The following is a 7,411-nucleotide window of genomic DNA, read 5'->3' on the forward strand; positions in this document are numbered from 1 at the left end:
GGGGGGGGGGGCGCGCCCCCCCCCGCCCCCCCCCACCACTTTGCCGTGCGGGGCACAACTAGGCGGGGGTGCTACCTGCTTTCTTGAGGGTGTGGCGTGACACCGGAGTCAACGGTCCAGCAACGAGCTACTCGATTAGCGAGGCTGCCTAAATTACGGCGATGACGAGCAAAGGGGGGCTGGTCGGTGTCCTATGTTTCCCCGCTAAGGGGGCAGAAACAACGATGCCCCACGGACACGGTGGGGTGCGCGCGGGGCATCGTCGATAAGCGAGAAAGCTTTAGTTCTCGGTCTCCTCGCCCTTGGCCTTGAAGTTCTTCAGGGAGTCCTCGAGGATCTTCTCGGCCTCGGCCTTGTCGCCCCAGCCGGAACCGGAGACCTCCTTGTTCGGCTCGAGGTCCTTGTAGTGGACGAAGAAGTGCTCGATCTCGTCCTTGACAAAGTCGGAGACGTCGTCGATGTCCTGGTAGGACTCGTAGCGGACGTCGTCGAGGACGCAGAGGAGCTTGTCGTCGCCGCCGGCCTCGTCGGTCATCTTGAACACACCGATCGGACGGGCAATGACCGTCACACCCGGGAAGACTGGCTCCGGGGTGATCACGAGGGCGTCGAGCGGGTCGCCGTCGTCAGCGAGCGTGTTGTCGATGAAGCCGTAATCCGCCGGGTACGCCATCGGGGTGAACAGGTAACGGTCCAGGAAGACGCGGCCGGACTCGTGGTCGACCTCGTACTTGTTGCGGGAACCCTTCGGGATCTCAATGATGACCTCAATAGCCATGTGGCGCTCCTTTTCTATAGCGGTGTCAGTCTGGGGACCATCGTAGCCTGCGGGCTGGGGTGGTGGGTTCGCCTGGGCTTTGCGGCGGTTTCGGGCGGTTTCGCGCCTGCCCACTCGATCCGGTTAGTCCCGTTCGAGTTTCAGATCCCACAAGAAACATGAGCAACATTTCACCTGCGGTTTTGCAAGGCGGTTTCAAACGCGACTAACCGGGGGTGGAGCAAGTAGCCGGCCGGAGGGAGTCCAACACCGGGGAGGTGTGTACGATACGTACACAAGGGGGCGGGGATGTGAAGAATGTTGAACTGAAATGGACCGATTCGAATGAAGCTCATATCGCTAAGCATGGGGTCGCACCCATTGAGGTTGAGCAAGTGCTATCGAGCGAGCCTCTTGTGTGGGTTAACGGAAGGGAAGGAACGACGCTCGTTTACGGGCAGAGCTATTCGGGCCGCTTGCTCTTGGTCGTATTGGCCGATTCGGAGGACGGACGAAAATTTGTCGTCACGTCGCGGGATATGACGGTGAAAGAAGCCCGCACATTCAAGGCGAGAAGATAGGAGGAAGCGAACAGCTATGCACAGCGAGGATGTTTCGAAGTTGCGCGATTTCTACGACAACACCGACACCTCAGAGTTTGTCGAGCGTGCGACGCCGGCAGATTTCGGTGACCGGTCAGGTGCGGAAGCGATGAGTGCTTTCACTGTGCGTCTGCCCACTGCGGTGCTGGAGGCGGTGCGCGAGATTGCGCGCGAGGAAAACGTGGCTACCGGCGTCGTGCTCCGACGCTTCATCGAGGCGGGGGTTGCCGAGACGGTTGCCGATGACGCGGTCATCAGAGTCCGGGATGTCCGCAGTCTGATTGCCGGTGCCCGGGGAGCTTAGCGGTGTTTCCCGTGCGAGATATTCTTTTGCGAGGTGTCCGCTTGACGTATGCGCGAAAAGATTCGCTCTTGGGAGGTCGAATCCCAGTGCGCTCGTAAAAGTTTTGTGGAAGTGGCTCGCCAGTCTGCTCGCTAGCTTTGACCGCAAGTTTGGCCCACTCCCGTCGTCTATCTTCCCTGGTCATTTTCGAAGTCATCGTCGTCCCTCCTCTCTCTGCCACCATTATCCCCGCTGATTTCCTTGATGGAGTTCTCCGAAACGGTGACCAGGCACGATCAGAAACAATGATTGATCATTATTCCTGATTGCCGATTGTGACTCGTTGGCGAAGGTGTCTTGAATCGCCCAAGGTACCCTTAACCCTGATGAGTAAAAGAGTGTGGCCGTGGGCCGTGGGCGCCGTGGCGGTAGTGGCTGTCGCGGGTGCCGCGGGCACTGGCGTGATGGTGCAAAAAGAGCTGGGTGAGCTGAACCATGCGCCGGCGTACGCGATGGAGGAGCCGGAGCCGCTGGCGGTGGAGCCGGCGTCGGCGGAACCGATCGACGAAGCGAAGCTGAAAGAAGCGCTAGGGGCGCAGGCGGCGAATCCGGCGTTCGGGAAGTTGCACGTGCGGGTGAGCAACGGCACGACGGGGGCGACGGTCTTCGAGCAGGCGGCGGGGGATCCGTTGCAGCCGGCGAGTTCGACGAAGTTGCTCACCGCGGCGGCCGCGCTGTACACGCTCGAGCCGGACGCGACGCTGAAAACCGAGGTCGTGCGAAAAGGTGATGCGGTGACCATCAAGGCCGCGGGAGACGTGTGGCTGACGCCGTCGCTTATCGACGACCTCGCCGCCCAAGTCGGCGATGCCTCCGCCGTGCACATCGACACGTCGGTGTGGCCTGAAGAGACCCAGATGCCGGGCTGGGATCCGCTGGATATTGACGGCGGGTTCATCGCCCCCATGGAACCCGCGATGATCAACGGCGCGCGTCTCGGAGGTGAGCCCAGCGGCGATGTGCCGCGTTCGCACACCCCGGCGTTGGATGTGGCACAGGCGCTCGCTGACAAGGTCGGTGCGCAGACCGTCGGTTTCGGGCCCGCGCCGGAGGATGGCGAGGTCGTGGCCAGCGTCGAGTCGCCACCGCTGACCGAGCGTATGCGCGAGATGGTCAAGGAATCGGACAATGTCATGGCGGAAGCCATCGGCCGGGAGGTGGCGCGCAAACGTGGCGGCACATCGCCGCAGGCCACGCTGGATACGCTCACTGAGCACGGTTTCGATATCAGCGGAGTGACGTTGGCGGACAGCAGCGGGCTGTCGCGCTTCGATCTCATCCCGCCGCGCCTTCTCGATGACATCATGCTCCGCGCCACCTCCACCGACGAGCTCCGTGACCTGCTGCCGACACTGGCGATCGCGGGCGGCGACGGCACGCTTTATGACCGCTACGGTGATCTGCCCGGCAAAGCTTGGGTGCGTGCGAAGACGGGCACGCTGACGGGGACGTCGGCGCTCGTCGGCACGGTCACATCCGAGGTCGGCAACGTCTACACCTTCGCCATGATCAGCAACGACAGCGACATCCTCACCGCGCGCCGCCTCATGGACGAATTCACGTCGACGCTCCGCCAGTACTAGCGCCTATGTCGCACGCTCCGTTCTGGCCGCGCCAGTCACCGCATTTTCTCGCTTGTCGACGCGCCGTCCGCCCCTTCACTTCCCCCGCCCTCATCGGACTCTCCGGCGGCCCCGACTCACTGGCCCTCGTCGCCGCAGCCGCCGCCGAGGGCAAAGATGTCCGCGCTCTCGTTGTCGACCACGGTCTGCAGCCGGGCTCAGCTGATGTGGCCGCCCGTGCCGCCGCTCAGGCTGCTGAGCTGGGCGTTCCTGCCGATATCGTCCGCGTGTCCGTCGACGCCGCGCCGGGCGAGAGCGTCGAAGCCGCCGCGCGCACTGCCCGCTACGCCGCGCTTTCAGTCGCCGCCAGCGATGACAGCCGCGATATCTGGGTCGCCCACACCCTCGACGACCAGGCCGAAACACTCCTGCTCGGTGCCTTGCGCGGCAACCCCGCCGGCATGGCGCCGATCTCTGCCTTAGACACCGGCCCGCGGTTGGTCCGGCCGTTTCTGTCCGTTCGCCGCGCGGATACCGTCGGCGCATGCGAGGAGCTCGGCTTGGACCCCTGGCACGACCCGATGAACGATGATCCCGCCTACCGCCGCGTCGCCGTGCGCACGTCAGTCATTCCGGAGCTGAGTGATCTCATCGGTGGTGATGCCGTGCCCGCGCTCGCCCGCGCCGCTGAGCGCGTTGCCGCGGATCAGGCTCTCCTTGAGTCGTTGACTGACCTGAGCCCGACCAACGAGTGCGCCGTTTTGGCCGCCAATCCCGCGCCTGTCCGCCAGCGCCGGATTCTCGCGTGGCTGCGCGAGCACGGGCAACAAACCATCGGCGGTGCGCAGCTGGCGGATATCGAGCGCCTCTGCACCGACTGGCACGGTCAAGGCCCGGTGACGATTGGCGGTGGCCACAGCGTTGCCCGCATCGACGGTAGGCTCACGCTGACCTAGAGCAGGGGCGCGGAGCAGGTACTTTTCTGGATCGATTTCGGGCGATCATTCGTGCGAGGCTTAAACCGTACTGAAAATGGTACGGTTTAAGTATGTGGAGAGATGGTTCTGGTACATACCGCGAAGCGCTGCGTTACGCAGCCGGGGAGAATCACGGTTACCTCACACCGGAACTGGCTAAGCACTATGGAGTGCCGAAAGTCGAATTAAGGAAGCTTGCAAGCCGGGGGGCCTTCGTGAAAATCGCGCGTGGTGTCTATAGGGACCCGTTTTTCCCGGCGGGAGAGCATGATCAGCTCAGGGAGCTGTTGCTCATGGTTGGGGAGGGGGCGTACTTGGCGGGAGACTCCGTGTTGGCCCTGCTTGAGTTGGCTGACGTGAATCCGCAGAAAGTCACTATTGCTTCCCCTCGCCGTCACCAGCGTGAGTTTCCAGCTGTGCTCGACGTGATTAAAGCCCAGCCTGGCGACGAGCCGCGCTTGTACCACGGATTGCCCTGTCAGTCGGTGGCCCAGGCGATCAGACTTTCCGCGCCCGGATTAATGCGCGAGCGCGTTGAAGAAGCAATCTTTGATGCCCGGGAAAACGGTTATCTTCTACGTAGAGAACATAACGCGCTTCTTGAGGAATTTGCTCATGTCTAAGGTGTGAAGAGGGGCGTCAGACTCACGCTTGTACGGGAAAAAGGAGCGCGGGGATGCCGCGCTCCTTCAGGTGCTGGAAGTTCTAGATCAGGCCCAGCTGTCGTGCGATGCTCGCCACGACACCGAGCAGGCTCAGAATGCCGAAGACGATTCCGATGATGTTGTTGATGTCCTCGCTGGAGCCACCGAGTCCAGTGCTGATACCTGCCGAATCGCTCGGAGCCTTCTTCACCGGTCCCGGGGTGCCCTGCTTCAAGCCGGTCGGGTTTTCACCCGGTTTGGCGGGGCGGTAGAGCCATGCACGCTGCATGCCCGTGGCCATGGGTGCGCTGATGCCCGGGGTCTCGCTCGTGGCCGCAGCCGTGTAGGTGCCCCACTTTGTGCCGGGGATGAAGACCTCGCCGAAGCCGTAGTACTTGTTCTTCGGGTTGATCATCATGTGAAGGTGGCCGTTGCCGGATGCGTATGCTCCGCGGTTGCTATTCAATTTAGCTAGTTCGCCGTGGCCCCAGCCCTGCATGATGGAATGCTCCAGGGAGGCTCCTCCTCCCAAGGACTCCGCCCAGGTTTGTTGGCCGTCCACCTTTGCGCCCCAGAGATCCGATCCGTCCGGGCGCTGGTGGCTCAAATCCGCGTACTGCTCGCCGGCGCGCTGGATGGCGATGCGGGTCATGCCGTCGTCGATGGCGACGGCGTTGACGTACGCCTCTTTAGTCTTAAGGCCGTGCTGACGTGCGACTTCCTGCAGGCGTGTGGAGCCGGGCTGCGAAGAGTCGTTGAAGTACGGGTTGAGGTCCCACATCTCGCCGCGCAGCTTCTTCAGAGCCGGCAGACCCGTTTCGCGGGCGGCACCGTAGTCGAAGGTGGCGTCGACGGCGACGGAGTTCGCAACCGTGGTGTTCAGCTCGACCCCGGTGAGTGGTGCCGGGTCGGCGCTGGCGACAGCGGGGGAGAGGGAGAGCGCGAGCGAGGTCGCGACGGCGGCCGTGAGGAAGCGGTGACGCATGGGGCTTCTTTCTATCGAAGGGTGGAGGGGAGAGGAACTTCCACACATATAAACTCTCGACCATTCAGTTTTGTTACAGCTTATGCCAAGGCACCTTTAATTCGGGGGTAGGGGAAGTTTCAAGCGAGCTCGGAACCTTCTGACGTGTGGAGAAGTCTAAGTAGTAGTAAGAATAAACGGCTTCGGTAGCATTGGGGGTATGAAAATAAGTATCAGTGTCGAGGAGAAAGACCTGGACTTTCTCGACAAGTACGCAAGCGACCACAGTCTGGGGACGAGGTCGGCAGCCATGCGAAAGGCTATTGATGCGCTGCGCAAAGAAGAGCTTGCGTGGCAATACGGGCAGGCCTTCTCTGAATGGGAAGGCAGCTCGGAAAAGGAATTCTGGGAACGGTTTAGCGGCGACGGGATTGATGGCGATGAGGCGTGGTGAAATTCGGCTCGTCGAGCTAGATCCGGTGGTTGGGTCCGAGGCGAAAAAACGGCGATCAGCTGTCATTGTCAGTAACGATCAAGCAGTGCGCCAAGTAGCTGTATTGAACAGAGGCGTGGTGGCCGTTGTGCCGCTCACCAGCAACACGGAAAAGGTCTATCTTTTTCAAACTCTATTGCCGAAGGATCGAACTGGCTTGAACAAGGATTCAAAAGCTCAGTCGGAGCAGATTCGTGCTGTCGATGTGAGCCGGATTGGGCCGCAACTGGGCATCGTCCCGCCGGATCTTTTGGGAGAGGTGGACGAAACGCTTCGACTGCACCTTGGATTGGGATGAGAAATGAGGGGGCGGGGGAGTCGTCGATAAGCGATCTTCTGGCAAGATGGCGGTATGGCTGAAGGAACGAGGCTGAGCGAAAGCAGAGATTTCGATGTCCCCGCGCACCGCTACGGCGATGACGTGGAAGCGATCCTCATACCGGAGGACGAGTAGTTCCGCTACACCGACACTGATGAATCCCCGTGGGTGACCATCAAGTCCAACGACAAGAAGCGTGCCCGTATTAATGCGATGCGCTACATCTTGAGCAAGTTCGAGTACACGAACAAAGATCACGACGTGGTGGGGGAGCCGGACCCGCAGATCGTCAAACGGGGCCGCGACCAGATCGGTGATTAAAAGCGAGACCCACGGCGAGGTCACCATCGTGACCATTGACCGCGATGAGAAGAGGAACGCGCTATCAGTCGAGGTGGCCCATGGCCTTCGCCACGCGATTGAGTCTTCGTTCGCTCATTCCCGCGCTATTGTGCTCACCGGCGCGGGCAAGGCTTTTCCGCAGGCGCTGATCTAGGGGAGAACAAGCTCGGGGGCGGGTTCTTCGAGGCGTTCACAGAGCTGCTCAACGCGGTGCGTGCGGCACCTGTGCCTGTCATCGCGTATGTGAATGGGCCTGCTATCGGGGCGGGCGCGATGCTGGCAATGGTCTGTGGCATTCGTGTGGTTGGCGAGAGGGCGTTCTTCTCCATTCCAGTGGCGGACATGGCTATCGGGGTGGAGGGCACCATCGTCGAACTGCTGACGTCGCTCGTCGGGGGGGTGGGCGGG

The 7,411-nt window shown here is 61.6% G+C and carries 10 protein-coding genes and 2 pseudogenes; 10 read left to right on the forward strand and 2 right to left on the reverse strand.

Annotation, left to right across the window (positions count from 1 at the left end; translation table 11 throughout):
* Window positions 1-280: 280 nt before the first annotated feature.
* Window positions 281-778, reverse strand: a complete 498-nt coding sequence (locus tag M3G19_RS11625; RefSeq protein ID WP_259902764.1) for an inorganic diphosphatase — start codon at window positions 776-778, stop codon at window positions 281-283.
* Between the two features lie 290 nt (window positions 779-1,068).
* Between M3G19_RS11625 and M3G19_RS11630 the strand changes: the two genes are divergently transcribed.
* The 5 genes from M3G19_RS11630 (at window position 1,069) to M3G19_RS11650 (ending at window position 4,864) form a co-directional block, all read left to right on the forward strand.
* Window positions 1,069-1,338, forward strand: a complete 270-nt coding sequence (locus M3G19_RS11630; protein ID WP_259902765.1) for a hypothetical protein — start codon at window positions 1,069-1,071, stop codon at window positions 1,336-1,338.
* Between the two features lie 16 nt (window positions 1,339-1,354).
* A complete protein-coding gene (locus tag M3G19_RS11635) occupies window positions 1,355-1,663 on the forward strand; it encodes a BrnA antitoxin family protein (protein ID WP_259902766.1) in 309 nt (102 codons plus the stop codon).
* Between the two features lie 365 nt (window positions 1,664-2,028).
* A complete protein-coding gene (gene dacB / locus M3G19_RS11640) occupies window positions 2,029-3,285 on the forward strand; it encodes a D-alanyl-D-alanine carboxypeptidase/D-alanyl-D-alanine-endopeptidase (protein WP_259902767.1) in 1,257 nt (418 codons plus the stop codon).
* 5 nt (window positions 3,286-3,290) lie between these two features.
* On the forward strand, window positions 3,291-4,220 hold the full coding sequence (gene tilS, locus M3G19_RS11645) for a tRNA lysidine(34) synthetase TilS (RefSeq protein WP_259902768.1): 930 nt from the start codon (window positions 3,291-3,293) through the stop codon (window positions 4,218-4,220).
* 92 nt (window positions 4,221-4,312) lie between these two features.
* On the forward strand, window positions 4,313-4,864 hold the full coding sequence (locus tag M3G19_RS11650; RefSeq protein ID WP_259902769.1) for a type IV toxin-antitoxin system AbiEi family antitoxin domain-containing protein: 552 nt from the start codon (window positions 4,313-4,315) through the stop codon (window positions 4,862-4,864).
* A gap of 82 nt (window positions 4,865-4,946) precedes the next feature.
* On the opposite strand, the gene M3G19_RS11655 is transcribed toward M3G19_RS11650, so the two are convergent.
* Window positions 4,947-5,870 carry a hypothetical protein gene (locus M3G19_RS11655; RefSeq protein ID WP_259902770.1) on the reverse strand — a complete coding sequence of 308 codons (924 nt, stop codon included), beginning with the start codon at window positions 5,868-5,870 and terminating at the stop codon, window positions 4,947-4,949.
* A 199-nt stretch (window positions 5,871-6,069) separates the two neighbouring features.
* Here M3G19_RS11655 and M3G19_RS11660 point away from each other — a divergent pair, with 199 nt between their 5' ends.
* From M3G19_RS11660 to M3G19_RS11975, 5 genes and pseudogenes are all read left to right on the forward strand, one after another.
* Entirely contained in the window at window positions 6,070-6,303 is a 234-nt protein-coding gene (locus M3G19_RS11660; RefSeq protein WP_259902771.1) for an antitoxin, read from the forward strand.
* Window positions 6,290-6,640 (forward strand): type II toxin-antitoxin system PemK/MazF family toxin, encoded by a 351-nt coding sequence (locus M3G19_RS11665; protein WP_259902772.1) that lies wholly within the window; start codon window positions 6,290-6,292, stop codon window positions 6,638-6,640. Before M3G19_RS11660 ends, M3G19_RS11665 begins: the two co-directional genes overlap by 14 nt.
* Window positions 6,641-6,796: 156 nt before the next feature.
* Window positions 6,797-6,982, forward strand: a pseudogene (locus M3G19_RS11670) (polyphosphate kinase 2); the annotation flags it as partial.
* Window positions 6,975-7,157, forward strand: a complete 183-nt coding sequence (locus M3G19_RS11675) for an enoyl-CoA hydratase/isomerase family protein (protein ID WP_259902773.1) — start codon at window positions 6,975-6,977, stop codon at window positions 7,155-7,157. The pseudogene M3G19_RS11670 and the gene M3G19_RS11675, both read left to right, overlap by 8 nt.
* A gap of 32 nt (window positions 7,158-7,189) precedes the next feature.
* A pseudogene (locus tag M3G19_RS11975) lies at window positions 7,190-7,411 on the forward strand (enoyl-CoA hydratase-related protein); the annotation flags it as partial.

The organism is Corynebacterium sp. p3-SID1194 (assembly GCF_025144155.1).
Lineage (GTDB): Bacteria > Actinomycetota > Actinomycetes > Mycobacteriales > Mycobacteriaceae > Corynebacterium.

Excerpts from the sequence above, each read along its gene's own strand:
- M3G19_RS11625 (WP_259902764.1), bottom strand. The coding sequence starts at position 778 with ATGGCTATTGAGGTCATCATTGAGATCCCGAAGGGTTCCCGCAACAAG.
- M3G19_RS11635 (WP_259902766.1), top strand. The coding sequence starts at position 1,355 with ATGCACAGCGAGGATGTTTCGAAGTTGCGCGATTTCTACGACAACACC.
- dacB (WP_259902767.1), top strand. The coding sequence starts at position 2,029 with ATGAGTAAAAGAGTGTGGCCGTGGGCCGTGGGCGCCGTGGCGGTAGTG.
- tilS (WP_259902768.1), top strand. The coding sequence starts at position 3,291 with ATGTCGCACGCTCCGTTCTGGCCGCGCCAGTCACCGCATTTTCTCGCT.
- M3G19_RS11650 (WP_259902769.1), top strand. The coding sequence starts at position 4,313 with ATGTGGAGAGATGGTTCTGGTACATACCGCGAAGCGCTGCGTTACGCA.
- M3G19_RS11655 (WP_259902770.1), bottom strand. The coding sequence starts at position 5,870 with ATGCGTCACCGCTTCCTCACGGCCGCCGTCGCGACCTCGCTCGCGCTC.
- M3G19_RS11660 (WP_259902771.1), top strand. The coding sequence starts at position 6,070 with ATGAAAATAAGTATCAGTGTCGAGGAGAAAGACCTGGACTTTCTCGAC.
- M3G19_RS11665 (WP_259902772.1), top strand. The coding sequence starts at position 6,290 with ATGAGGCGTGGTGAAATTCGGCTCGTCGAGCTAGATCCGGTGGTTGGG.